This is a genomic window from Desulfovibrio fairfieldensis, assembly GCF_001553605.1.
In the GTDB taxonomy this organism is placed as follows: domain Bacteria; phylum Desulfobacterota; class Desulfovibrionia; order Desulfovibrionales; family Desulfovibrionaceae; genus Desulfovibrio; species Desulfovibrio fairfieldensis.
On sequence record NZ_CP014229.1, the window covers coordinates 3,434,743 to 3,459,318 of the forward strand.

At 63.2% G+C, this 24,576-nt stretch carries 22 protein-coding genes and 3 tRNA genes; 18 read left to right on the forward strand and 7 right to left on the reverse strand.

Annotation, left to right across the window (positions count from 1 at the left end; all coding sequences use genetic code 11):
- Window positions 1-49 precede the first annotated feature (49 nt).
- Complete coding sequence (locus tag AXF13_RS14470) at window positions 50-1,021, reverse strand: polysaccharide deacetylase family protein (protein ID WP_223299939.1); 972 nt, start codon at window positions 1,019-1,021, stop codon at window positions 50-52.
- Between the two features lie 256 nt (window positions 1,022-1,277).
- Between AXF13_RS14470 and AXF13_RS14475 the strand changes: the two genes are divergently transcribed.
- The 5 genes from AXF13_RS14475 to AXF13_RS14495 all read left to right on the forward strand — a co-directional run bounded on the left by AXF13_RS14475 (window position 1,278) and on the right by AXF13_RS14495 (window position 4,327).
- Window positions 1,278-1,353, forward strand: a tRNA-Val gene (locus AXF13_RS14475).
- A gap of 1 nt (window position 1,354) precedes the next feature.
- Window positions 1,355-1,431 (forward strand) — tRNA-Asp (locus tag AXF13_RS14480).
- A gap of 179 nt (window positions 1,432-1,610) precedes the next feature.
- Window positions 1,611-2,069 (forward strand): IS200/IS605 family transposase, encoded by a 459-nt coding sequence (gene tnpA, locus AXF13_RS14485; RefSeq protein ID WP_062251401.1) that lies wholly within the window; start codon window positions 1,611-1,613, stop codon window positions 2,067-2,069.
- 609 nt (window positions 2,070-2,678) lie between these two features.
- Window positions 2,679-2,930: a TIGR04076 family protein gene (locus AXF13_RS14490; RefSeq protein WP_008682643.1), complete on the forward strand. Its 252-nt coding sequence runs from the start codon at window positions 2,679-2,681 to the stop codon at window positions 2,928-2,930.
- An 800-nt stretch (window positions 2,931-3,730) separates the two neighbouring features.
- Entirely contained in the window at window positions 3,731-4,327 is a 597-nt protein-coding gene (locus tag AXF13_RS14495) for an adenylyl-sulfate kinase (protein WP_008682641.1), read from the forward strand.
- Between the two features lie 89 nt (window positions 4,328-4,416).
- Here AXF13_RS14495 and AXF13_RS14500 read toward each other — a convergent pair.
- Window positions 4,417-4,493 (reverse strand) — tRNA-Arg (locus AXF13_RS14500).
- Between the two features lie 348 nt (window positions 4,494-4,841).
- Here AXF13_RS14500 and AXF13_RS14505 point away from each other — a divergent pair.
- The gene (locus tag AXF13_RS14505; RefSeq protein ID WP_062254939.1) at window positions 4,842-5,414 is read left to right on the forward strand and encodes a UbiX family flavin prenyltransferase; all 573 of its coding nucleotides are present in this window, start codon (window positions 4,842-4,844) and stop codon (window positions 5,412-5,414) included.
- A 17-nt stretch (window positions 5,415-5,431) separates the two neighbouring features.
- Window positions 5,432-6,118: a metal-dependent hydrolase gene (locus tag AXF13_RS14510; protein ID WP_062254314.1), complete on the forward strand. Its 687-nt coding sequence runs from the start codon at window positions 5,432-5,434 to the stop codon at window positions 6,116-6,118.
- 236 nt (window positions 6,119-6,354) lie between these two features.
- Here the strand turns inward: AXF13_RS14510 and AXF13_RS14515 are convergent, their stop codons facing one another.
- The 3 genes from AXF13_RS14515 to AXF13_RS14525 form a co-directional block, all read right to left on the reverse strand.
- Window positions 6,355-7,062, reverse strand: a complete 708-nt coding sequence (locus AXF13_RS14515) for an OmpA/MotB family protein (protein WP_008682636.1) — start codon at window positions 7,060-7,062, stop codon at window positions 6,355-6,357.
- 92 nt (window positions 7,063-7,154) lie between these two features.
- A complete protein-coding gene (motA, locus tag AXF13_RS14520; protein WP_008682633.1) occupies window positions 7,155-8,003 on the reverse strand; it encodes a flagellar motor stator protein MotA in 849 nt (282 codons plus the stop codon).
- A 314-nt stretch (window positions 8,004-8,317) separates the two neighbouring features.
- Window positions 8,318-10,372, reverse strand: a complete 2,055-nt coding sequence (locus AXF13_RS14525) for an AsmA family protein (RefSeq protein WP_062254316.1) — start codon at window positions 10,370-10,372, stop codon at window positions 8,318-8,320.
- Between the two features lie 115 nt (window positions 10,373-10,487).
- Between AXF13_RS14525 and AXF13_RS14530 the strand changes: the two genes are divergently transcribed.
- A complete protein-coding gene (locus AXF13_RS14530) occupies window positions 10,488-12,104 on the forward strand; it encodes a cobyric acid synthase (RefSeq protein WP_062254318.1) in 1,617 nt (538 codons plus the stop codon).
- A 186-nt stretch (window positions 12,105-12,290) separates the two neighbouring features.
- A complete protein-coding gene (locus tag AXF13_RS14535; RefSeq protein WP_062254320.1) occupies window positions 12,291-13,718 on the forward strand; it encodes a DHA2 family efflux MFS transporter permease subunit in 1,428 nt (475 codons plus the stop codon).
- A 115-nt stretch (window positions 13,719-13,833) separates the two neighbouring features.
- Here AXF13_RS14535 and AXF13_RS14540 read toward each other — a convergent pair whose 3' ends face one another.
- Window positions 13,834-14,775, reverse strand: coding sequence for a DMT family transporter (locus AXF13_RS14540; RefSeq protein ID WP_035061619.1), 942 nt, complete (start codon window positions 14,773-14,775; stop codon window positions 13,834-13,836).
- Here AXF13_RS14540 and AXF13_RS17170 point away from each other — a divergent pair.
- The 9 genes from AXF13_RS17170 to AXF13_RS14580 all read left to right on the forward strand — a co-directional run bounded on the left by AXF13_RS17170 (window position 14,774) and on the right by AXF13_RS14580 (window position 24,057).
- A complete protein-coding gene (locus AXF13_RS17170) occupies window positions 14,774-14,929 on the forward strand; it encodes a hypothetical protein (RefSeq protein ID WP_190276358.1) in 156 nt (51 codons plus the stop codon). The genes AXF13_RS14540 and AXF13_RS17170 overlap by 2 nt on opposite strands.
- Window positions 14,926-17,721, forward strand: a complete 2,796-nt coding sequence (locus AXF13_RS14545; protein ID WP_062254322.1) for a response regulator — start codon at window positions 14,926-14,928, stop codon at window positions 17,719-17,721. The genes AXF13_RS17170 and AXF13_RS14545 overlap by 4 nt, the downstream gene beginning before the upstream one ends.
- On the forward strand, window positions 17,699-18,526 hold the full coding sequence (locus AXF13_RS14550; protein ID WP_062254324.1) for a glycosyltransferase family 8 protein: 828 nt from the start codon (window positions 17,699-17,701) through the stop codon (window positions 18,524-18,526). Before AXF13_RS14545 ends, AXF13_RS14550 begins: the two co-directional genes overlap by 23 nt.
- 185 nt (window positions 18,527-18,711) lie before the next feature.
- Entirely contained in the window at window positions 18,712-19,203 is a 492-nt protein-coding gene (locus AXF13_RS14555) for a chemotaxis protein CheW (RefSeq protein ID WP_008682618.1), read from the forward strand.
- Between the two features lie 643 nt (window positions 19,204-19,846).
- The gene (locus tag AXF13_RS14560) at window positions 19,847-20,356 is read left to right on the forward strand and encodes a hypothetical protein (RefSeq protein WP_062254326.1); all 510 of its coding nucleotides are present in this window, start codon (window positions 19,847-19,849) and stop codon (window positions 20,354-20,356) included.
- A 139-nt stretch (window positions 20,357-20,495) separates the two neighbouring features.
- Window positions 20,496-21,641, forward strand: a complete 1,146-nt coding sequence (locus AXF13_RS14565; protein ID WP_062254328.1) for a DegT/DnrJ/EryC1/StrS family aminotransferase — start codon at window positions 20,496-20,498, stop codon at window positions 21,639-21,641.
- 30 nt (window positions 21,642-21,671) lie between these two features.
- Window positions 21,672-22,628, forward strand: a complete 957-nt coding sequence (locus AXF13_RS14570; RefSeq protein WP_062254330.1) for a glycosyltransferase family 2 protein — start codon at window positions 21,672-21,674, stop codon at window positions 22,626-22,628.
- The gene (locus AXF13_RS14575) at window positions 22,625-23,098 is read left to right on the forward strand and encodes a GtrA family protein (RefSeq protein WP_062254332.1); all 474 of its coding nucleotides are present in this window, start codon (window positions 22,625-22,627) and stop codon (window positions 23,096-23,098) included. The genes AXF13_RS14570 and AXF13_RS14575 overlap by 4 nt, the downstream gene beginning before the upstream one ends.
- Entirely contained in the window at window positions 23,095-24,057 is a 963-nt protein-coding gene (locus AXF13_RS14580; RefSeq protein ID WP_083522124.1) for a glycosyltransferase family 2 protein, read from the forward strand. The genes AXF13_RS14575 and AXF13_RS14580 overlap by 4 nt, the downstream gene beginning before the upstream one ends.
- A gap of 68 nt (window positions 24,058-24,125) precedes the next feature.
- Here the strand turns inward: AXF13_RS14580 and AXF13_RS14585 are convergent, their stop codons facing one another.
- The gene (locus AXF13_RS14585; RefSeq protein ID WP_150116192.1) at window positions 24,126-24,470 is read right to left on the reverse strand and encodes a hypothetical protein; all 345 of its coding nucleotides are present in this window, start codon (window positions 24,468-24,470) and stop codon (window positions 24,126-24,128) included.
- Between the last annotated feature and the right edge of the window lie 106 nt (window positions 24,471-24,576).

The window sequence follows — 24,576 nt, forward strand, 5'->3', positions numbered from 1 at the left end:
GTCCCCGAATAACAGGGACGGCCTTTTATGCGTCAGTCTCGGTCGGCTGTTACGAAAGCGGCGCCGGTGCGCCGGGGCGGGGCGAGGGACGCAAGGACAGCCCTGTGGGCAGGGTCGACTGCGGCGAGGCGCCGCCCCGTTCATGCTGGTCCAGGGCCTGCCCGCTGAAAGGCGCGGCATTGCTTTCGGGCTGCCAGGGCTTGCTGCTGCGGGCCAGAGGCAGCGGACCCGTTCCCGCCGGCCAGCCGCGGGTCGGCGGCAGTTCCGCGGATTCTTCCACGCCCTCTACAGTATGACGGGCCGCCAGAGGCATCTGGCCCGGCTCTCCGCCCACGGGCCGCCGGGTCATCAGCAGGCCGGGTTCCGGGTCCAGCACGCCTTCCAGGTATTCGCTCACGGTCACGAAACGCTGGCAGCCGCCCGCGCGCAAGTCCGCAATGATCCGGGGCAGATCGTCCACCGTGCTTTTGTGTGTATCATGAAAGAGAAAGATGCCGCGCAACGAGCCTGTGGGATAGGCATAGCCACGCGTGCTGCGCAGTTTGGCGTAGTCCGGAGGCAGGCCTTTCCAGTCGCGGCTGTCCAGGGACCAGAGTACCACGGAAAGGCCCAGAGACTCGGCGGTTTCCACGGTGTTGTGGTCAAACGCGCCGTAGGGCGGCCGCAGGAAAAGCGGCGTGGCCCCCAGGGAACGCAGAATGGCGTCGGTACGGCGGATTTCCTCGTCCTTGCGCTCCGATGACAGCAAGCGGAGGTTGGGATGGGAATAGGAGTGATTGCCTATTTCATGGCCTTCGGCCACGATGCGCCGGACGATGCCCGGATGAAGTTCAGCCTGCTTGCCCAGCAGAAAAAAAGTGGCCGGGATGCCGTACTGGTCGAGCATGTCCAGAAGCTGGGGCGTATTGCGCGAGGGGCCGTCATCAAAGGTAATGGCGCAGAGGTTCTCGCTCATGCGCTGATCCATAATGTTGTTGCCGTCCACCACACGGGCCAAAACGCTTTGGGCCGCCAAAAGCATACAGCCGCATAACGCGGCCGCTCTGAGTTGTTTCCATGGGAATTTCATTGTGCTGTCCGTTACCCCTGAGTCATTGATTAAGCTCTATCACTCCGCAAACCGCCCCGCAAGTCGAGGTGCGGCATTCGCGCGAGCTTTTAAAAAATTATTGTTTAAAATTAATGAGTTAATATTTTGTTTTTGTAAAAATTTTTTTACTCGATGAATTCCGCTTGACTCTGGAGCCTGTTTCGCATACTTAAATGTCTCCCGACGAGGGCAGTTAGCTCAGCTGGTAGAGCACCGCCTTCACACGGCGGGGGTCACAGGTTCAAGTCCTGTACTGCCCACCACGGAGCGGTAGTTAAGACGGTTATAACGCCGGCCTGTCACGCCGGAGGCCGAGGGTTCGAGTCCCTTCCGCTCCGCCAGCTAGTTCAAGAGGGTCAGTCCAAAGCTGACCCTCTTTTTTTGTATGGAGAAAACCCCCCGCTAGGCGGGGGGTTCTAAAAAGCTTACAGCTTTGCCCATGTCAGTAAAACTCCTTTTGATTTGTTAAAAAGTCTCGCGGTCTGGCAACTGCGAGTCAACAAATCAAAAGGAGGTCACGATGGGTGACGCCAAAAGTTTAGCCCACACAAGGTGGAACTGCAAATATCACATTGTTTTTGCGCCTAAATATCGCCGCCAGGTGTTCTATGGTGAAAAGAAGCGCGCCATTGGCGAAATTCTGCGCAAGTTGTGCGAATGGAAGGATGTAAAAATAGTGGAGGCAGAATGTTGCCCAGACCACATCCACATGCTGCTTGAGATTCCCCCCAAAATGAGTGTGTCGAGTTTTATGGGCTATCTGAAGGGTAAGAGTAGTCTCATGATCTATGAACAATTTGGGGATTTGAAGTTCAAATACCGCAATCGAGAATTTTGGTGCCGTGGGTATTACGTCGATACAGTGGGCAAGAATAAGGCCAAGATTCAGGATTACATCAAGCATCAGCTGGAGTCGGATAAACTTGGCGATCAGTTGAGCCTACCCTACCCAAGGAGCCCGTTTACGGGCCGCAAGTAACAGAAATGCAAATGTCAGATCGCAAGAGCGCCTGCTAGGGCGCAGCTGGTAAGAAAGCCTTACAGGCGCATATGAAGAACCCCCGGCTATGCCGGGGGGTTCCTTTTTTGTGCAAACAGCCCTGCGCAGTGCGTGGGGCTGTTTGTCATGGCAGCGTTCAGGCCCAAAAGAGCCGCTTGCCTTGCCACACCCGGCCGCAGTCGGGCCGTCCCGGTCAGAGCCGTTCAGGGAAAAGGACCGCGGGCTTTTGGAGCAGCTTAACGTTAAACGCTAAACTGCTCTGGGGCCTGTTAGGGCCTGTTAACGCTATGCCTTTTTGCCCTCCTGCCGCGTCAGATTTCACCTGCTTTTTCGGTCGAGTACCAGAAGAGTACACTCCCTCAAAGCAGGTTTATCTTCCTTGCAGGCGAACAAAAATTCTATGGCGTTAGCAGGCCCTAAGGCACCGCTGCAATTCCGGATAGCCCGTCGGGCGCGGTGGGCGTATACTGTGGCCGGTACGAAAGGGTGCCTGCCGCTATGAAAAAAGCCGGTCTTGCCGGAAAACGGCGGGCGGTCCGCATTCGCTGCCGGGCGAATACGGACCGCCCATATGCCAAGGAGGTCTATATGGAAGAAAGCAGAATCAAAGCCGTGGTCGTCCGTTCGGGCTGCCCTCTCTACGCCGTGGGCGATGCCGTCTATTTTGACGGCCCGCTGCTGGATAAGGGCAAAAGCGGCAATTTGTGCATGATGGCGCTGAACGCCATCTTCCCCTTTGTCTATGCCGCGCGCAAAGGCGTTCTCAAGGAGACGCCCGTGCAGTGCCCGGACTGTGAGGAGCATGTGGAATTCATGCTCCAGGCGGAACCGCGCGACTGACGCGGCCCTCGCCGTTTCTTCCGTTCCCGGCGCGTTGGCCGCTCCCTCCCTTGCCATTGGGAGCGGCCATGCCGGAAATTTTTAATTGCTTGGGGAAAGGTCTTGTTTGTATATTCAAACAAGACCTGAAAGTAGTTTTTGTCGTGTCGCCGTTTTTGTCAAGTTATTTTTTTCGCAATGTCGGGTTCTGGAGCAACTCACGATTGAAATGAGTGAATTACTCTGGTGGGCGCGTGAGCGGGCACCCGCGCCCAAGTGCAAGAAAGCGACCGGAGGCGGCGCCGTGCCCGTTAGGCCACGAAGGGCTTACGGGCATCGACAGCCGCGCTAAACCGCGTTTTAGCATTGCTGTCGGTATCCGTATGACTCGAAGACTCGCCAACGGCTACCGCTTCCGCGGCACGCGGGCGGCGTACCGTTTGAAATGTGCAATATATCAAACGCAAAATACTCTTGAACCGTCAGCGCGTCTCATGCGCGAATTGCTCCGCAGGGCTTTGCCTGCAACTCCCGTCATGAAATGCGAATAAAAGGGCTTTCTCGCCGCAAACGCGTATTTTACGTGTTGCATGCTCCAGAGAGGGGTGAAAGTCCGGTCTCGCCCAGGATGTATAGCGTCCGCCTGGCGCGCGGGCTGTCAAAATTTCCTTCGCTTTTTCCGATAGAAAACCGGACGGGGCGCTTTGCCGCAAAAGACAAGCATTGGCCGGTTTTTTGCATTACTGCGGAACAGATATGTACGTTCCGATCACGACGGTACGCGGCTGCATGCCGGGCCGCCACCCTAAAGCGAGGTTCGCATGATGCCTGTTATCTGGTTGCTGGGGCTCTCCGGCAGCGGCAAAACCACCCTGGGGTCACTGTTGCGCCTGTATCTGGAAACGCGGGGCCATGAGGTCGAATTCATTGACGGCGATTGCTTCCGCCGCCGCTTCGGCTTCAGCGGTTTTCGTCCCGAGGACCGCCTGCGCAATATCGACGCCATGCGTGAACACGTGCTGCAGAGGCATGCCCAGGGCAAGATCTGCATTGTGGCGGCCATCACGCCGTATGAATGCATGCGCCAGAAAAACCGCGACGAGATTCCTCTTTACCGCGAAGTCTGGGTGCGCTGCTCGCTGAACACTCTGGTGGAACGGGATACCAAGGGCTTTTATGCACGGGCCGCGCGCGGCGAGATGGATTTGCTGACCGGCGTTTCCGACGCTTTTGACGAGCCGTTGCGGGCCGATCGCGTCGTTGATACGGACCGTTTCAGCCTGGCGGAGAGTTATGTGGCTTTGCGTGACCTGGCCGAAGAGGCCCTGGCGGAAAGCCGGAACTGGCGGCGGATCAGCGAAGATCTGCCTCTGGAAAGCGTGTCTGGCGGCCCTGCGCGGACAGGATATTTTTTGTAGACATCCGCGTTTTTCGCGGAGAATCCGCAGGCCCCGCTTCAGCCCTGAAAGAAAGGCGGTCAGCTCTGTAAGCTGACCGCCTTGAATTTTGGTGCGCCCGGCGAGATTCGAACTCACGGCCTTTGGCTCCGGAGGCCAACGCTCTATCCAACTGAGCTACGAGCGCACAGGGTATTCTTGATATGCTTTGTATCCGGCTCTGTCAAGGCATGCCCGCCGGTCAGGGCAGCCCACGCCGGACATCGCGGGCCGCATTTGCCAGTTCGCCGCTTTTGTGGGAAAAATAGGCGGATTAGAGCAATTCACGGTTGAAAGGAGTGAATTGCTCCGGCGGCCGCGTGAGTTGACTCCGCGCCCGTTAGCCCAAAAGCGCTTACGGGCATCGACAGCCGCGCTAAACCGCGTTTTAGCATTGCTGTCGGTATCCCTACGGCTCCAAGACCCGCCAACGGCTTCCGCGGCACGCGGGCGGCGTAGAGTTTGCGCTGTAATGAACGGCAAGGAGAACAAAAGCATGCGCGACATTCTGGTGGGGGTCAGCGGGGCCAGCGGCATGCCTCTGGCTTTGTGCGTGTTGCGCGCTCTGGCCGCCATGCCCGGCGTGCGGACCCATTGCGTTGTCTCAGAAGGCGCGCATGCGGTTCTGCGGGCCGAGTGCGGGGCAGGGCCGGAACTGCTGACCGCCTGTGCCGACTATGTTTATGAGCCGGACAATCTGGCCGCCGGTCCGGCCAGCGGTTCCTGGTGGCACGGCGCGGAACCCGCCGCCATGCTCGTCGTGCCCTGTTCCATGAGCACGCTGGGCGCGCTGGCCTCCGGCGCCACCCGCAATCTGCTTCAGCGCGCGGGCGACGTGGCCCTCAAGGAAGGCCTGCGCCTGGTGTTGGTGACGCGTGAAAGTCCGCTTTCCAGCGTGCATCTGCGCAATATGCTGACCCTACGCGAGGCCGGGGCCGTGATCATGCCCTTTTCCCCTGGTTTTTACCTGCGTCCGCAAAGCCTGGAGGATCTGCTTCTTCAGACCAGCGGGCGGATTTTCGATCAACTGGGCCTGGCGCACTCTCTGGGGCGCTGGGCTGACGCATAATATTACGAGGCAAAACTATGAGCGAGATTACCTGGTACGGCCATTCGGCCTTCAAGATCAGCGCCCCGCAGGCGCATGTGGTTATTGATCCCTTTTTTACGCCCGCTTCCGGAGTGAACGCGGAAAGTCTGGGCCCTGTGGACATGGTGCTGATTACCCACGACCACGGAGACCATGTGGGCGATTCCGTGAACATCTGCCGCAAAACCGGGGCCATGCTCGGGGCCATCGTGGGCACGGCGGACAAGCTGATGGAGGCGGGCGTGCCCCAGGCCCAGATCCTCAACGGCATCGGCTTCAACATGGGCGGCACCATGGAATGCAAGGGCATCAGGGCCACCATGACCCAGGCCTTCCATTCCAGCGATTCCGGAGCCCCCGCGGGCTACATTATTGAGATGCCCGACGGCCTTGTCGTCTACCACGCGGGCGACACCTGCATTTTCAGCGGCATGGAACTCTGGGGACAACTCTACCATATTGATGTGGCCCTGCTGCCCATCGGCGGCGTGTTCACCATGGACGCCCGCCAGGCGGCCATGGCCTGTAAACTGCTGGGTTGCAAGTCCGTCATTCCCATGCACTGGGGGACCTTCCCGGTGCTGGCCCAGAGCGCCGCGGACTTCCAGGCCCGGCTGGCCGAGGTCTGCCCCGCCTGCGACTGCATTGCCATGCGCCCCGGACAGAGCCTCTCGTTTGTGTAGGCGGTGAGTTTGGAACTCATCGGGCGTCAGTTGTGAATGAGAAAAAGCAAAGGACCGACATCTGTCGGTCCTTTGCTTTTTCAGACGCTTAAGGAAGCACTGATTAATGAAAATTTTTGTTCTCTGCCAAGGGCGGCGAACTGCGGGCGGAGGGAGTATATCCAAACATATTCGACCTTCGCACGGAGTGAACCGGACGCGGGCAGAGGGCAAAAAGACCATTAATCAGCGCTTCCTTAATACACGACGCTGTAGGACATCACCTCGGGCCGGTGGAAAAAAAACTCCACCCGTCGGTTGACGGCCCGGCTTTCCTCGTCGATGCCGGGCTTGAGCGGGCGCGTGTCGCCGTAGGCCACGCCGCGCAGGCGGGTGGGCTTGACGCCGTGGTCGGCCAGATAGTGCAGCACCGCCGCGGCTCGGGCGCCGGAGAGCTCCCAGGCCGAGGCATAGGGCGGCCTGGCCTCGGTACTGTCGGCATGGCCGCGCACCACCAGATAGAGATTGTATTCCTTCAGAATCTGCAAGACGCTGCCCAGCACTTTTTCGCCTTCAGGCAGAAAATCCACGGAACCGGCCTTGAACATCACGTCGGAATTGACACGCAGCTGCACGCCCACGTCGTCGGCGCTGATGCCCGAGGAACTCTGCGGCACGGCATCGGCCATGAGCATCTGTTTGATTTTCTGGGCAATGGCGTAGTGGGATTTTTCCACTTCATTGATCTTGAGATCCCTGGTGTCGATTTTATCGGTGTTCTGGATAAAGGGGTTGTTGGACACCGGCGAGGTGGAGCTGGAATCAAAGTTGCGCTCGCCGCTGAAATAGGCGGCAAGGCCGGCCCTGGTCTCCGGGGGCACCATGTTGAGCACCCAGAGCAGAAGAAAGAAGGCCATCATGGCCGTCACAAAGTCGGCGTACGCGACTTTCCAGGCGCTGCTCATAATTTTTCCTCACGATAAAAAGCAAAAGCCGGGACGCGCCCGGCTGTGGACTCGGCTCCCGCCGACGGCGGGAAGAGCGGCCGGGCTCGGGGCTAGCCGTTTTTGAGCTTTTCTTCCATTTCCGCGAACGTGGGCCGGAACGGATAGGGAATGGTCCGGCGGCCGTATTCCACGGCGATCAGGGGGGTGGACCCGCGAATGGCGGCGGCCACGGCCTCCTTGATGGAATGATAATAAAAATGTTCCTCGGAGACAAAGTTTTCCAGCTTGGCGCCCATGGGGCCGAACAGGCCGTAACAACAGAGAATGCCGAAAAACGTGCCCACCAGGGCCGCGCCGATGTAGTGGCCCAGCACTTCCGGGGGCTCGTTGATCTTGCCCATGGCCAGCACCACGCCCAGCACGCAGGCCACGATGCCCATGCCCGGCATGGATTCGGCCATGTGGCTCACGGCATGGGCGGGCAGAATGCCTTCCTCGCGCATGGTGGCGATGTCCACGTCCATGAGGCTGTCGATGTCCGCCGGGTCGCCGGTGGTCAGGTAGACGCGCAGGGTGTCGCCGATGAAGTTGACGATCCTGGTGTCCTTGGACACGTTGGGGTATTTGCTGAAAATGGGACTGGCTTCCGGCTTTTCCACGTCGCTTTCAATACTGATGACGCCTTCGCGGTGCATCTTGGAAAACAGCGCGTAAAGCAGGGCCAGGGTTTCCAGATAGCGCGATTTGCTGGAGCCGGGGTCCGCGAACAGATGCTTCAGGCTTTTGACGATCAGGCTGAAAGTGTACTTGGTCTGGGAACCAAAGAACGCGCCCAGGCCACACCCCAGAATAATGATGAATTCCGCAGGCTGGAAAAGTACGCCCCATTCGCCGTGGGCCAGGGTGTAGCCGGTAAACACCGAGGCCGCAACGATGGCAAGACCTATTAATAAGTACATACTTTGCCGCCTGTACGCTCAATCCATGACTATCGTCCACCCGCGTCGGCATCCGTCGCCAACGGGACTGGGCCTGCCCTCGGTGGGCCGCTTCTCGTGCCTGATTGCGAAAAAACGTGGTTTTTCGCTGACTCCGGCGGCTATGCCGCCGCAAAACCCTAACGGGTTTTGTGTGTCTAATTTTTCCAATGAGACATTAGCATTCTCAACGGTCGGCTAAAAAAAATCTTTAGCCTCGGGCCGGGAAAAGGCAAACCCGGCTTTCCCGGAGCGGGGCCCGAAGTCCCGCGCTCGCTCCCGCAGGCCGCACGCCGCTATTTGCCGAAAAGCCCGCGCATCAGCCCGCCCGCGCCCTCAAGGCCTTTTTTCATCACGCCGCCCGCACCCTCCGCGCCGTTCCGGGTCGCGCCTCCCGCCGCCTTGCCGCCGTCCAGCAACGCGCCAGGCAGTTTTCTCGCCATATCCAGGGCGAATTTGGGGTCGACGCCGTAGGAAATATTGCTGAAGGGCCCCTTGGCCACCACGGGAATGGTCATTCCCAGGGTTTTGATGTCCGCCGTGGCGTCCAGGTATTCGCGCGGCAGGCTGGCCAGGGCCCGGCCCGAGGCGTTGAGCCCGGCGGAGCTGACCGTGATGGGCTGGGCCGTCACTTCGCCGTTGCGGGCCGTGAAAGGCACGCGCACCAGATCAAAGCGGTCGGGCACCGCGCCTTTTTTGCCGGTCAGGCCCGGCACGTTCTGAGGCAGGGCGGACATGGCCTCGAGATGCATGTTGCGCACTTCCAGCACGCCCCGGCCGTTGAGCCCGGCCAGCATGGCCTTGGCGTCCGCGCCGCGCATGCTCAGGTCCACGTCCAGCGCTGCGACGCCGTCCACCGGACGGCCCTTGCCCAGAGCTTCCAGCAGGCCGCCCACATTGACGCCCGCTGCCGTAGCCTTGAGACTGTATGCCTTGCTCGGCAGATCAGCAACGGCCGACCCCTTGATGCTGCCGCCGCTGCCCAGGGCGCAGCTCAAGGAGGTGACGGTGTAGCGGTTTTTTTCACCCTTGAGAATAAAGGCGATGTCCGTGACGCTCAGTTTGCCCTGGCGCACTCCGGCCAGAGCCGCGCGCAGATTCACGCCGGGCCGGTTTTGCACGGACTGGGTGGACTGCGCGGAACTCCCGGACGACGCTCCGCCCTGGGCCTTGCCTTCAGCCGCTTTGCGGGCCGGCGCGGTGGATGTGCCGTTTTGGGGCAGGGGCAGGTACTTGTCCAGATTGATCATACCGGTCTGGATGCCGCCGGATATGGCCAAGGGTGTGCCCAGGGCCAAGCTCAGGTCCCCGCGCACCGGAATGTCGTCCAGCTGCATGACGATCTGGCGCAGATGCAGGGTGTCGTCCGCGTATTCCAGAACGCTTTTGAAGCTCAGCACGTCGTTGTCCGAGGGCTTGAGCGTCTGCCCGGCCAGGGCGGCCAGCTTGCGCGGCGAACCTTCCAGGCTCACGGTGCCCTTGAAGGCCTGGGGCGTCAGGGTGGCCTCGCCGCCGAGGGTCAGGCGGGCCTGGGGCGTGCTCAGCCGGGCCGTGGCCAGGCGCAGGCTTTGGGTCTGGAGATTGAGCGCCCCTTCGCAGACCAGTTGCGCGGGCCCGGCCTCCTTGGGCAACAGGCCGCCCAGGGGCGTGAAGGTCAGGGAAATCTGGCGGAAGGTCAGATGCGGCGCGTAATAGCGCAGCTTGGCGTCCAGAGCCAGATTGCCGGCCAGGACGGCCTTTTGGTCCTCTTTGAGATCAAAGGAAAAATCGCACTGCATGCCGGCTTCTTCGCGGCGGCGCAGATTTTCCACGGAAAGATTGAGGTCCTTGATCTCCAGATGAACGCCCCGGGCGTCCACATAGCGCACTTCGCCCTGGCGCACCACGAGGCGCATCAGTTCCACGGGCAGCTCATCGGAAGGCGCGACGGCTCCGGCCTGGGCGCCGGAAACGGGGGAAGCGGCGGGAGCGGCCGCCGGCGCATCTTGTCCGGACACGGCCTTGCCCTCGCGCACTTCCAGCACGGGATTGTCCAGGCGCACCTCGCGCACCACCAGGTTGCCGGAGAGCAGCGGGGCCAGTTCCAGCTCCACCATGCCGCTTTTGACGGACACGGCAAGGCCCTGGCCGTCCTTGATCTCGCCCCAACCGGCCTGCCCGAATTTCACGCCGGGCGGCAGCAGGGACAGGCTCGGCGCGCTGGCGAAGACCAGAGGTTTGCCGGTGGCCTTGGCCGTGGCGTCAGCGATCTGATTGACCACGAATTGCGTGTCGATGCGGCCGAGCAGGATGGCCCCGGCCACGCCCAGCACGATCACGATGCCCAGAATCCAGAGTAGAACACGTTTCATGCGGCCTCCGTGCAGAGGTTGCGATCTGTTCTTACGACTTTCCTTATATAAAGGATGCGGCAAGAGCCTGCAAGTTTTCTTGCTCCCGCCCGCGCATGCGGGTAAGGAAAGAGGCATGCGACCCTCTTTTTGCGCGCCGGATGCGGCTCCGGCACCCGTCTCGGCCAAAGCCGCCGTGCCGGCCCTGATGCTCCAGGGCACCTGCTCCAACGCGGGCAAAAGCCTGCTCGCCGCCGCCGTCTGCCGCCTGCTGGCCCGCCGTGGGCTGAGAGTGGCGCCCTTCAAGGCCCAGAACATGGCCCTCAATTCCTTTGTGACCGAACAGGGCGAGGAAATGGGCCGGGCCCAGGCCCTGCAGGCCGTGGCCTGCGGCCTGCCCGCCGACGCGCGCATGAATCCGGTGCTGCTCAAACCCACTTCCCATGTGGGTTCCCAGGTCATTGTGCTGGGCCGTCCCGTGGGCCAGATGCGGGTGGGCGCGTATCTGCGTTACAAGCCCGAGGCCTGGAAGGCCGTGCGCCGCGCCTACCGCGAGCTGTCCTCGGGCATGGACGTCATGGTTCTGGAGGGCGCGGGCAGCCCGGCGGAAATCAATCTCAGGGCTCACGACATCGTGAACATGCGCATGGCCCGCCATGCCGAGGCGCGTGTGCTGCTGGTGGCGGACATCGACCGGGGCGGGGCCTTTGCCTCCCTGGTGGGCACCATGAGCCTGCTGGGCCGGGCCGACCGGGCGCGCGTGGCCGGGTATGTGCTGAACAAGTTCCGGGGCGACGCCTCCCTGCTGGACCCGGCCCTGGAGGCGGTGAGCCGCCGGACGCGCCGTCCTTTTCTGGGCGTGGTGCCCATGCTCGAGGATCTGCGCCTGCCGGAGGAGGATTCCGTCAGCTTCAAGCTGGGGATCACGCCGGGCCTGGACGCGGCGGACGGGGACAGGCCCGCTGCGCCGGACTGCCTGGATATCGCCCTGGTGGACCTGCCCCATATCAGCAACTTCACCGACCTGGACGCCCTGCGGGCCGAGGCGGACGTGCGCCTGCGCATTGTGCGGCACGCCGACGAGCTGGGCGCGCCGGATGCCGTGATTCTGCCGGGCAGCAAGAACAGCATTGCGGACATGCGTTTTCTGCGCCGGACGGGCTTGGCAGAGGCCCTGTGCGGCTATGCGGAGCGTTGCCGGAGCCGGGGGGCGCTGGTCGGCATTTGCGGCGGCCTGCAGATGCTGGGGCAAAGCATTGCCGACCCGCTGGGCCTGGAGGAGGGCGGCCTGGAGCCGGGCCTGAACCTGTTGCCGCTGAGCACGGAACTGGGCGGCGCGAAACTGTTGCGCCGGACCGTCGGCCGGGCTCTGACCGCGCTGGCCGGAGAGGAGCTGGCGGTGCGGGGCTATGAAATCCACCACGGGCGCAGCGTCCCGGCGGAAGAGCGGCGCGATGCGGCCTGCGCGCCGCGAATGCCGCTGACGCCGGTCATGACGGACGAGGCAGGGCGGACGCTGGGCTGGGGCCTGCCCGGCGCCGACGGCACGGTGCGGGTTTGGGGCACCTACCTGCACGGGGTTTTCGATGCGGACGCCTTCCGCCATGCCTTTCTGAACCGGCTGCGCCGGGAGCGGGGCCTTGCGCCGCGCACCGGGGTCGCCTACAGCCTGGGGCCGGAGCTGGACCGCCTGGCCGACGCGGTGGAGGCGAATCTGGATATGGCGGCCATTTACGCCATGCTGGGGCTGTAGCCGCGCACCGCCGTGAGCTCCGGCGGAAGCCCGGCCTGCCGCGGTCCCGGAGCAAATAAACGCTGATGACGCTGACCCGCCCAAGGATTTGCTTGCAAATCCTTGGGCGGGGTGCTCTGCTGGCGTTCAGCAGGGCGTTCGTGTTTGTCTCAGATACCGGGGGCCCGTAATGGGCGGAGACAGCGTATGAGAATTTCCCCCGGCGGCATGGCCGGTTTGCCCCTGATCGCGGCCGCGGCCTTTTTCATGCAGGCTCTGGATGCCACTATCCTGAACACCGCCTTGCCGGCCATTGCCGAAAGCCTCGGCGAGTCGCCCCTGGCCATGCAGATGACCGTGGTCGGCTACACCCTGACCGTGGCCCTGTTGATCCCCGCGAGCGGCTGGTTCGCGGACCGCTTCGGCACCCGCAACGTCTTTCTGTTCGCGGTGGCCCTCTTCGTGTTGGGGTCCCTTTCCTGCGCCCTGTCCGGCAGCCTGCCCATGCTGGTGCTTTCGCGCGTGATCCAGGGCATCGGCGGGGCCATGATGATGCCCGTGGCCCGGCTGGCCGTGTTGCGGGCCTTTCCGCGCGAGAAACTGGTGGCCGTGCTCAACTTCATCAGCATTCCGGGACTGGTGGGGCCGGTGGTCGGACCGCTGCTGGGCGGCGCTCTGGTGACCTATGCCGGGTGGCACTGGATTTTTCTGATCAACATCCCGGTGGGCCTGGCGGGCATGCTTTATGCCTGGCGGATTATGCCCCAGTTCACAGGGCCGCACGGGCCGTTTGATTTCACGGGGTTCGCTTTTTTCGGTCTCGGGCTGGCTCTGTTTTCCGGCGGCCTGGAGCTTTTCGGTGGCCGTGCGGAGTCAAAATGCCTGGCTCCCTTTCTGCTGCTCGCCGGTGTGGCGCTTCTGACGCTGTACGCCCGGCACGCCCGGCGCAACCAGGCTCCCCTGATCCGCCTGGGCGTTTTTCGCATCCACACCTTCCGCGTGGGCATCGCGGGCAATGTGGTTTCCAGGCTGGGCACGGGCTGCATGCCCTATCTCATGCCGCTCATGCTCCAGGTGGGGCTGGGCCACCCGGCTCTGACCGCCGGTATGATGATGGCCCCCATGGCCCTGGGCTCCCTCACGGCCAAAACATTTGCCGTGCGCGTGCTGCGCCGCTTCGGCTACCGCAACACCCTGGTGGGGGTCACCGCCTGCATCGGCCTGATGATCGCCCAGTTCTCACTCCAGACCCCCTCGCTGCCCCTCTGGATGCTGATCCTGCCCATGATCCTGCTGGGCATGGCCATGTCCACGCAGTTCACGGCCATGAACAGCATCACCCTGGGGGATCTCGCCCAGGAACATGTCAGTACCGGCAACAGCCTGCTCGCCGTCACCCAGCAGCTTTCGATCAGCTTCGGCGTGGCCAGCAGCACGGCGGTGCTGCGCTTGTTCAACGCCCTTGCGCCGGGGTCGCTGCTGGACCATTTTCATGAAACCTTTCTCACGGTCGGCGGCGTCACCCTGCTGGCCTCCCTGGTTTTTCTGTTCCTGCGCGACGGCGACGGCGACGCGCTGCTTCCCGGCCGGGGGGAGCGCCGCGCATCCTCCGGGAAGCGGCGTTCTTCGCGGTAAAGGCGGTGCTGATATCGAGAGGTTGAAAAAAGGAGGCCGCAAGTCCGAAGAAGCCGGGAGGCAGCCGGAGCCGGGCAACGCTGAAAAAAAGCCGAATCGCGCAACGGGTCCGCCGCTATTTTTTGCAGGGTTCTTTCGCGTGCGTATTTCCTCGCCATTGGCTGAGCAGCACCCCGGCGATGACCAGGACCGAGGCCAGGTACTGCGAGGGCAGAAAGACCTCGTGCAGCAGGCTCACGCCGAACAGCAGGGTAAAGACCGGGATCAGGTTGGTATAGGCCGCGGCCTGCCCGGCGCAGAGCCGGTTGACCCCGAAATTGTACAGCCCGTAGCCGCCGAAGGTCACGCAGCCGCCGAGATAGAGCACGCTGGCCCAGGGAGCCCAGGCGGGCAGTTCCAGGCCCAGGGAAATGGGGCGGCTCGTTTCCGGCAGAAAAAGCAGCAGCAGGCAGAAGAAAAGCATGCCCAGGCCGGATTGCGCGGCGGTGATCTGCATGGGATTGTAGAGCGGGGAAAGCCGCCGGGCGATGACTGTGTAAAAGGCGGCGCAGAGCATGGCCAGAGCTTCCAGGGCATTGCCCAGCATGGGGTCGGCCGCGTTGTCCGCGGGCGCGGCGGCCAGGGAAAGCCAGACCACGCCGCCCACGGCCAGAGCGAAGCCCAGCCAGACCCGTCCGCTTATCCGTTCGCCCAGGGCGACCCAGGCCACGCCGGCCACGATCAGAGGCAGAAGAGAGACCACCATGCCCGCCTGGGAGGCTGTGGTCAGCCGCAGGGCGTGGGTTTCGAACAGAAAATAGCAGCAGGGTTCGCAGAAGCCCATCAGCAGCAGGGCCCCCAGGTGGCCGTGGCGGCGCAGATCCCGGAACAGGCGGGGCCAGAGGGGCGCGAAGACCAGGCTTGCCACCAGCATGCGCCCGGCCATGGCCTGCAGGGGCGTGAGGCCGGAAAGCGCGATGCGCAACGCCACGTAGGAAGTGCTCCAGACGCACATGGCCGTGAGCAGGGCCAGGTGGGGGACAAGGCGGGAAAAGGGGCGTGGGGCGGAAGCTGCCATGGCGTCACCGCGCCCGGCGTCGCGCCGGGCTGCCATCGCCGCGTCCGGCAATGGGTTGGAAGATGATTTTTCCGGCAGCCTATGGTACTACGGCAACAACATCAAGAAGGCCGCCGAGGCCGCGCCCCTGGGGTGCGTGGGAGTGAAGGCATGACGATCCGGGCCATTATCAAAACCTCCAACCTGGTGCAACTGGGCCTGGTGCTCCTGCTGGGGGTCTGTTTTTTCTGGCTCGGCCGCGACCTGCGGGAAGTCAACGGCCTGCTGCACAATTTTTACCGCATAGACGCGCTGCTCAGCGAGCTGGGGGGCGGCGCGGCCGACAAATACCGTCTGGCCCTGGACTATGTCAGCGCGCCCAATGAGAGCCGGCTGGAGGAATGGCAGGCCCTTCTTCTGGCCGAGCGCGGCGATGTCGGGCGCCCGTCGGGCTCACTTCTCAAAGGGGAGGGGGGGCGCTCCCTGCAGGAGATCGCGAACAGCCTTGATCTGGACAAAGAGGAAAGAAGCCTGCTCCAGTTCTGCCTGGAGCAGAACGAGCTGCTGAGCCGTCTGACCGAAATCGCCGTGATGCGGGCGCGCGGCCTGTTCCCCGACGCGCGGGGCGGATTTTCCATTCAGGGCGACCCCCAGCCAAAGCAGGCCCTGCAATGGGTCTACGACACCAAGCTGGCGCGTATTCCGGACAAAATCAGCAATGCCGGGCGGCAGTTGCGCGCCCACCTCTATCAGGATTTTCTGGCGCATATGTCCGAGCGGAAGCGCGCCCTGTGGTGGATGCTCGGTCTGGCCGTCGTCGGCCTGGGCCTGCTGGCGGTCAATGTGGCGGCCGGCATGTTTGTTTTCCACAAGCGGGTGGTCCGGCCCCTGGGCCTGGTGGGCCGCTATGCCGAGGACGTGGCCGCGGGCAACGACCCCGCGCCCCTGCGTCTGAAATACGGCGACGAGCTGGCGGGCATGTTCGGCTCCCTGCAAAAGATGAAGAGCGCGCTGCTTCTGCGCATCCAGGAGCTCAAGACGGCGGAGACGGCGGCGCACGCCAGCCGGAAACAGGCCCTGCAGGCCAGGGCCCAGGCGCTTTCCTCCCTGCGGATAGCCCAGAAGGCCTCCAGCGTGCAGGAGGATTTTCTGCGCCGGATCAGCCACGAAGTCCGCACGCCCATGAACGCCATCATCGGCATGAGTTATCTCTGCCTGCAGACCGAGCTGGGCCCCGGCCAGCGCAAGTATCTCTCCCAGATCAACAAATCCGGCAGCGTGCTGCTGGACATGTTCAACCGCATTCTGGACTTCGCCAGCGTGGACGAAGGCAGCCTGCGGCCGGAACTCACGCTTTTCCCCCTGGGCCGTTTTCTGGACCTGCTGCGCCAGAGCGTGGCCGCCCAGGCCGCCGAGAAAAAATTGTCCCTGGCGCTGCATGCGGCCCAGGGCCTGCCCGCGCGCCTGCTCGGCGACGAGCGGCATCTGGAGGAAGTGCTGCGCATTCTCTTGGACAATGCCGTGCAGTACACGGCGGAAGGCGGCGTGGAGCTGAGCGTGGCCCCGCTGCCGGACGCGGCCGCGGGCAAGGTACGCCTGCGTTTTTGCGTGGCGGACAGCGGCCCCGGCATCAGCGGGGAAAACCAGGCCAAACTGTTCGAACCCTTTGTGCCCGGCGACATGTCCATGACCCGTTCCGGCAGCGGCCTGGGACTGGGCCTGGCGCTGGCCCGCCACCTGGTCAAGCTGATGGGCGGCGAGATCACGGTGGACAGCGCGCCGGGCCGAGGCAGCCGCTTGAGCTTTGACCTGGAGTTCGACCTGCCGCCGGATGTGGAAGAGGATGATCCCCTGCCTGTTCCGGACGGCGGGGAGCGGGACGCGGGAGTCGTGCCGCCGGTGCTGGTGGTGGACGACAACGAGATCAACCGCCAGATCGCCAGGGAATTGCTGGAACAGGCCGGGCTTGCGGTGACTGTGGTCGGGAACGGGCGCGAAGCCGTGGAATACGTGCGGCGGCAGCCCGTGTCCCTCGTGCTCATGGACGTGCAGATGCCGGTTATGGACGGCCTTGAAGCCACCTGCCGGATCCGTGAACTGGGCCGCTCCCCGGAGGAACTGCCCATTCTGGCCATGACGGCCCATGCCGACAAGGGCTCGCGCATGGACGGCAAGAGCGTGGGCATGAACGACTATCTGACCAAACCCGTGAATCCGGCGGAACTGTATGCGGCCCTTGATGAGTGGCTGCCCGGTGGGCTGGCCCGCAATCCCGTGCGGGAGGCCGCCGGGCGCACGTCGGAGGAGGCGGGCGTCGCTGCGACGCCCGCGCCTGTCCCCTCCGGGGACAGGCAGGCCGTCAACATCAAGGCGGGCTTGGCCACGGTGGGCGGCAATGAAAAGCTGTACAACGAGCTGCTGATCCGTTTTGTGGAGCACTACGGCCAAAGCGCCGTGCAGTTGCGCGAGCTGCTGGCCCGCAATGACTATCGCGGCGCGGCGCGGCTGGCGCACACGGTCAAGGGCGTGGCCGCCAACCTGGGCGTGGAGCGGGTCACGGAACTGACCAGGCGGATGGAGTCCTCCCTGCCCGGCGTGCCGCCCGGCGAAGACCTGCTGCGTCGTTTTGAGGCGGCCATGGACGAGGCTTTGGAGCGGATCCGCCAGCTTCAGAGCCACAGCCGCCTGGCCGTCACGGCGGGCGACCTGCGCCTGGCCGAAGAGCACAAGCGCGCATTGCTGCTCCTGCTTGAGGAATTGCCGCGGCGCATGGAAACGGACTGGGGCGGCGTGGAAAGCGCGCTGGAAGCCTTCATCCCCCTGGTGGAAGGCACGCCCTACGCCGAAGACCTGGCCGGGGTGCTGGCGGCGGTCAATGATTTCAACCCGGCGGACATGGCCGATCGTGTCGAGCGGCTGCGCCGACACCTACGCGGAGAGGAAGATGAAAGTCGTCTTCTGCATTGACGACAATCCGCGCTATCTGCTGCTGCTCAAGGTGGCCGTGCGTTCCCTGCGCGCCCTGCACGGGCCCGACGCGCCTTGTCTCTGCGTCTATGCCGGGGACAAGCAGGAGGTGCTTGAAGGCGTGACCCGCGAAGGCATCCCGCTGGCGCGCTACCGGCCCCGCCTCAGCCGCGACCTGTTGCCGCCGGAAACCCATGCCAACATCGGCTGCTTTTTGAAGCTGGAGCTGGCCCTGGTGCCGGAACTGGCCGGGGATGAAGCCGTGCTGTACTGCGACGCGGACATGCTGTTCCAGCGTCCCCTGGACGCGCTTTTCAACGGTCCGCTGCCGTTGTACATGGGCATGGCCCGCGAAAAAACGGCCCCGTTTTACCATGAGTATGAAAGTCTTGCCTATGAGTTCCGGGAACAGCGCTATACCGTGCCCATGCCTTTTCCCATCTGGACGTTTTCCAGCGGCGTGGTGCTGTTCAATCTGGCGCGTCTGCGGCGGCGCGACCTGATCGGGCATTTTCTGGCTTTTTCCCTTCAGAATGTGGGCCGCATCGGCAACCTGGACCAGTCCCTGCTGAACTATTTTTTCGGCAAGCGCGTCACCCGCCTGGAGGACCGCTGGAATTGCCCGCCCTATCAGGCCGACTGCCTGGACGCGGGGCATATCGTGCATTTCCACGGCCCCAAGCCCTGGGATGTCCGCAGCGCCTGGGCCGAGGATCTGCGCGTCAACCATTTTGAAGCCATGCGCCGCGTCTGGCTGGGCTATCTCAGCGAGGCGGAGCGCGCGCAGGCCGAAGCCTGGGGTTAGAGCAGCAGGCCTCAAGTATTTTTCACAGCAGCCGATAAGGATTGTCGGCGAGTCAGCTCAAGCAAGAGCATCGGGGCGGACAAACGGACAAGGTGAGGGCGGCCATGCCGCCGCGCTCCGGACCGCTCCGCTGTACCGCACATGACAGGCGGCGTGTCCCGGACAGCCCCTGAGGAGGTTTTGCCATGAGTCAGATTATAGAAGATATGAAAAGCCAGGGACACGACGAGCACGACGGCGACCTGATCCAGCTGGTCACTTTCCGCATCGGCGAAGAGGAATTCGGCGTGGATATCTTGGCCGTGCAGGAAATCATCCGCCTGATGCAGATTACCATGGTGCCGCGCGCTCCGGCCTTCATTGAGGGCGTCATCAACCTGCGCGGCAAGGTCATCCCGGTCATCAGCATGCGCACGCGCTTCAACATGCCCGTCCTTGAGCACGACAGCAACACCCGCATCGTGGTCATGGAACTGGGGCAGAAAATCGTGGGCTTCCTGGTGGACGGCGTTTCCGAGGTGTTGCGCATTCCGGCGGGCACGGTCGAGGACCCGCCGCCGGTGGTGGCGGGCATCGGTTCCGAATATATCCGGGGCATCGGCAAGCTGGACGACCGCCTGCTCATTCTGCTGGATCTGGACAATCTGCTCAGCGATATTGATCTCAGCGCGACGTAGGGCGGGTTCGGGGCGGGGCGTGTGACGCGCCTCCGGTGATGGATTTTTTTTTGGGGGGGGGCTTGCTCCCAAGCGGTATGCATAGTGCCCTTCGGGCACGGCTTTTTTCGCCTGAACGGCGGCCCAAACGCCGGGAGGCGTAAGGCCTCTGTGCCCGCAGGGCAGCGAGAAACGTCGTTTGTGCGACAAGCCCCCCCAAAAAAATCCCCACCCACATCCTAGTGTCTGATTGCAAAAATTGAGAGCATAACTATGCCCACAATTTTCGCAGGATCGTCCACGAAAAAACATGGTTTTTCGCGGGATCATGGCGGCTTCACCGCCGTAAAATCCTACGGGTTTGATGTGTCTGATTTTTTAAATTAGACACCAGGCGGGGAATTCTTGACTGCCGCCCTGAAATATGTTGCCCTCTCCACAGGTGCCTAAGAACACCTTTCCGTAGACGGTTTCCCACCCCGACAGCTTGTGGGTTTTCTTGCGTCTTGCCTCCGGCGGGGCGCGCCTTCCCGCATTATCGTTCCGGGTGTGGGCGAAATACAAGACCGGCTTGCCGGGAAATAGTCCGCTGCTCTGCGGCAGTTCTTAGCACCCGGAGCTTTTCATTCTGAAGGCTCCAATAAGAAAACCGTAGAGGTGCCTGATGTCCGATCCTTCTCTGGACGCTCAGCGTTCACAGCCCCGCCCCATCCCGCCCGCCGCTTCTCCAGATTTTTCCCATTGCGCCGCATTGGCCGAAACGCTGCAACAGACGGCGCGGGCCTTGCTGGCCTTCGCGGCCGGAAAAGAGCCGGAACCGGCGGAATGCGCCGTGCCGGATGCTTCTCCCGTCAATCCCGGCGGCCCGGCCAAAGAGGTGCCGCATGAGTTGCGCTGCTACCGCGTGCCGTCGTATATGCTGAAATATGAAGAGGACGTGCTTGACGCGCACAGGGCAAAGGATCTGTCCGGACTGCTCGGCAAGGTGTATGACGATCTCTATGTCACGGCATATCTCATGGAACATTTCGGCGAGGCGGAAGATCTCGACGGCTTCACCATCCACTTGATCGGCAGCAGCCTGCAATCTTCGCTGCATGTGCTGAGCAAGGTCTGCTCCGTGTTCGCGGATTTCAGGCCCGCGAATCCGCCGGAAACAGCCCCGGCGCTGTAAGAGGGAAAATGGACCGGGGCGGTGGCCTTTGCCGCCGCCCCGTCCCGGCGCTTGCTCCGGGCGGCGATAGAGGGTATTGCAAAAGTTCTCCGGGCGCATGCCGCGTCCGGAGAACTTTTGCACTCTTGCGGAGGGGCTCATGTCCTTGCGTCTTTCGCGTTCCATTGTGGGTGAAGCCGAGGCCCGCGCCGTCAGCCGGGTCATTCTGGAAGACGGCTATCTGGGCATAGGCAATGAGACCCGTTTGTTTGAAGAGGAGTTGGCCGCGTATCTCGGCGTGACCCCGCAGCAGGTCATCACCACGAACACGGGCACGGCGGCCCTGCATCTGGCCATGGACGCCGTGGCTTCCCAGTGCCGCGCCACGGACGGCAAGGCCGAGGTGCTGGTGCCCTCGCTGACCTTTGTGGCTTCCTTCCAGGCAGTCACGGCGGCGGGCTGCGTGCCCGTGGCCTGCGACGTGCTGCCCGAAACCGGCACTCTGGATCTTCGCGACGCGGAAAAGCGCCTCACCCCCCGCACCATCGCCGTCATGCCCGTGGACTACGCCAGCAACCCCTGGCATCTGGACGAGGTCTACGACTTTGCCCGGCGCAAGGCTCTGCGCGTGGTGGAGGACGCGGCCCACGCCTTCGGCTGCCGCCATCACGGGCGCAGGATCGGCTCGTTCGGGGACATGGTCTGCTTCAGCTTTGACGGCATCAAAAACATCACCTCCGGCGAGGGCGGCTGCTTGGTGGCCTTTGACGCCGAGGCCGCGCGTCTGGCTTCGGACGCGCGCCTGCTTTCGGTGGAAAACGACGCCCAGAAGCGCTTTGCCGGTATCCGTTCCTGGGACCCGGACGTCAAACGCCAGGGCTGGCGCTACCACATGAGCAATCTCATGGCCGCCATCGGCAGGGTGCAGCTTTCCCGCCTGGACAGCGAATTTATCCCGGTCCGGCGCGCATTGGCCGCCGTCTACGCCGAGCGCCTGGCGGGCCTGCCGGGTCTGGCCCTGCTGCACACCGACCCGGAGGACTTCATTGTGCCGCACATTATGCCCGTGCGCATCCTGAACGGCCGCAAGGACGCGGTCAAGGAGGCCCTGGCCCAGGAGGGCATTCCCACGGGCGTGCATTACAAGCCCAACCATCTGCTGAGCTTTTTCGGCGGCGGGGCCGTGCGCCTGCCGGTCACCGAACAATTGTACGCGGAACTGGTGACCCTGCCCCTGCATCCGGGCCTGAGCCGGGAGGATGTGGAAAACGTCTGCGCGGCCCTGGCCCGCGCCGCGGCGGCCTGAGGGCGCGCCGCCGTCTCACAGGAGTTTGCCATGCCGTCCCGTCCCGCGCCTCTGCTGGCCCTGGTGGTTCCCTGCTATAATGAGGAAGAAACTCTTCCGCGCACGCTGAACGCCCTGGCGGAGCTGCTGGAGCGCTGCAAGGCCGAGGGCCTGATCCGGCCGGAAAGCTACGCCCTGTATGTGGACGACGGCAGCCGCGACCGCACCTGGCAAGTGCTGGAAGAACGCCATCGGCACGATCCCTTCTGCCGGGGCATCAGCTTCGCGGCCAACGCCGGACACCAGAACGCGGTCTGGGCCGGCATGGACACGGCCCGCCAGTGGGGCGCGGACTGCATCATCAGCCTGGACGCCGATCTTCAGGACGACATCGGGGTCATCCCGGAAATGCTGGCCCGCTATGCCGAAGGCTGCGACATTGTGTACGGCGTGCGCAAGGACCGCAGTTCCGACACCTCCTTCAAGCGGGGCACCGCGCATTTCTTCTACCGCTTCATGAACTGGCTGAACGTGCGCCTGATCCCGGACCACGCGGATTACCGCCTGGTGGCCCGGCCCGTGCTGGAGGTTCTGCCGTCCTACGGGGAGCAGACCCTGTTTCTGCGCGGGCTTTTTCCCGGTCTGGGCTTCAAGAGCGGCAAGGTCTACTACGCGCGCCTGTCGCGCCAGGCCGGAGAGAGCAAGTACCCTCTGCTGAAAATGCTTTCCTTCGCCTGGAAGGGCATCACCTCCTGCAGCGCCGCGCCCCTGCGCCTGGCGGGCCTCATGAGCCTGCTCTGCATGCTGGCGGCCTTGGCCTACAGCCTGGTTTCGCTGTTCCAGTATATGGAAGGCGCGGTCATTCCGGGCTGGACCTCGCTGATCATCGTGGTGCTGCTGCTGGGCTCGGTGCAGTTGTTCTGCCTCTCCGTCATGGGCGAGTATATCGCCAAGATTTTCACGGAAGTGCGGCGTCGGCCCCGCTATATTGTGGAGAAAACATTGTGACCGGCTTTGTCCCCACCTGGGAGGACCTGCGGCGCTTCGTGCAAAGCCTGCTGGCCCGGCGCTGGATACGCTTCGGCCTGATGGGCGGCCTGGCGACCCTCTGCTACGCCCTGCTGGGCCTGCTGTTCGTGAACGTCTGGGCTTTGCCCCTGCTGGCGGGCAACGGCCTGGCCTATCTGATCAGCTTTTTTGTCTCCTATCTGGGCCAGAGCCTCTGGACATTCCAGGCCAGGGGCGGCCACCGGGCCATGCTGCCGCGCTTCGCCGCCACCCAGGCCGTGGGCCTGGGGCTCAACTCCTGCATTGTCTGGCTGCTCGTCCACCTGGGCCTGGCCTATGAGTTTGCCATGCCCGTGGCCGTGGTGCTGGTTCCGGTCTTTGTCTACCTGCTCTGCAAATACTGGGTTTTCCGCCGGACGCGGGAGCTGGCCGGACCCGCCGCAACAACTCCGGAGGCAAAGAAGCCGTGAGCGCTCCCGCCGTGTCCGTGATCATGAACTGCCTGAACAGCGCCCGCGATCTGCGCGCGGCTCTGGACAGCCTTATGGCCCAGACCTTTGGGAATTTTGAAGTCATCTTCTGGGACAACGGCTCCACGGACGACAGTCCGGCCATTGCCCAAAGTTACGGCCCCAAGCTGCGTTATTTTCGCGGCGAAACCACCGTGCCCCTGGGCGCGGCGCGCAACCTGGCCCTGATGCGGGCGCGCGGCCGCTACCTGGCTTTTCTGGATTGCGACGATCTCTGGCGGCCGCGCAAGCTGGAAACGCAGGTGGCCCTGTTCGAGGCCGATCCCCGGGTGGGCCTGGTCTGTACGGATACGGAGATCTTTGACGGCAAGCGCGTGCTCAAGCGCCTTTTCGCCGAGACCCGGCCCGCGCGCGGCATGGTTTTCGGCGAGCTCATGGAGCGGCAGTGGATTTCCATGTCCTCGGCCGTGATCCGGCGCGAAGCCCTGGCCGGGTTGGCTGCGGACCCCGGCGCGTGGGACGGCGGCTGGTTTGACGAAAGCCTCAATGTCTGCGAGGAGGCCGACGTTTTTTACCGCATCGCCCATGACTGGGAGCTGGATTTCGTGGACGAGCCCCTGACCCTCTGGCGGGTGCACGGGGCAAACACCACCTTCCGCAAGTTCGGCCAATTCGCGGACGAAACCCTGCGCATTCTGGACAAACACCGCCGCCTCTATCCCGGCTATGACGCGGAGCACGCCGATCTGGCGGCCCTGCTGACCCGGCGGGCGGCCTTTCAGAAGGCCGTGGCCCTCTGGCGCGAGGGGCGCAATGCCGAGGCCCGCGCCTGCATCGCGCCCTGGCGGGACAGCTCGCGCAAGCATCGCCTGTTCTGGTGGGCCAGCTTTCTGCCCGGCTCTCTCTTCGACTTGGCGGCGCGGGCCTATTTCGCCCTGCCCTCCGGTCTGCGGCGCTGAAGGCGCCTCGCGCCTTTCCGTGTCACGCGCGCTTTAGCCATACCTCTTTTTTGTGTAATATCGCTTCCTTATTTGATGCGGCCCCGATAAACCTGTTGATTTATCCCACCGTTAGGATAGGCTTGAAACAGTGGGACGGCTGTACGGTCCCATCGTGCGGCGGCTTGCCTGACAAGCCGGGTTTGACCCCATGCCGCACGGTTGAGCCTTTCAACGTTGAAAGGCTCCAGAGACAAAAAGAGCGCGGCCATGAACGCCATTCGTCGGTTCTGCCTTTTCTGCGGAATATGCATGGGGATCGTTACGGTCTTCCTGCTGACCTGTGGACGGAACGCTCCGGCCCGATCCCTGGAGTTCGTAACGTCGCCGTTCATGACCTCCAGCGTTTTTCGAGCTCTTCCCGCCTTTTCCATTTCTTTTTCCTTCCGGCAACCGGAAGGAAAGCAGCGTCACCGCTCCGCATCCGCCGGACCGGAACCGGGATCGCTCGCCCGCGTTGCCGCCCGGCTTGTTTTTCCG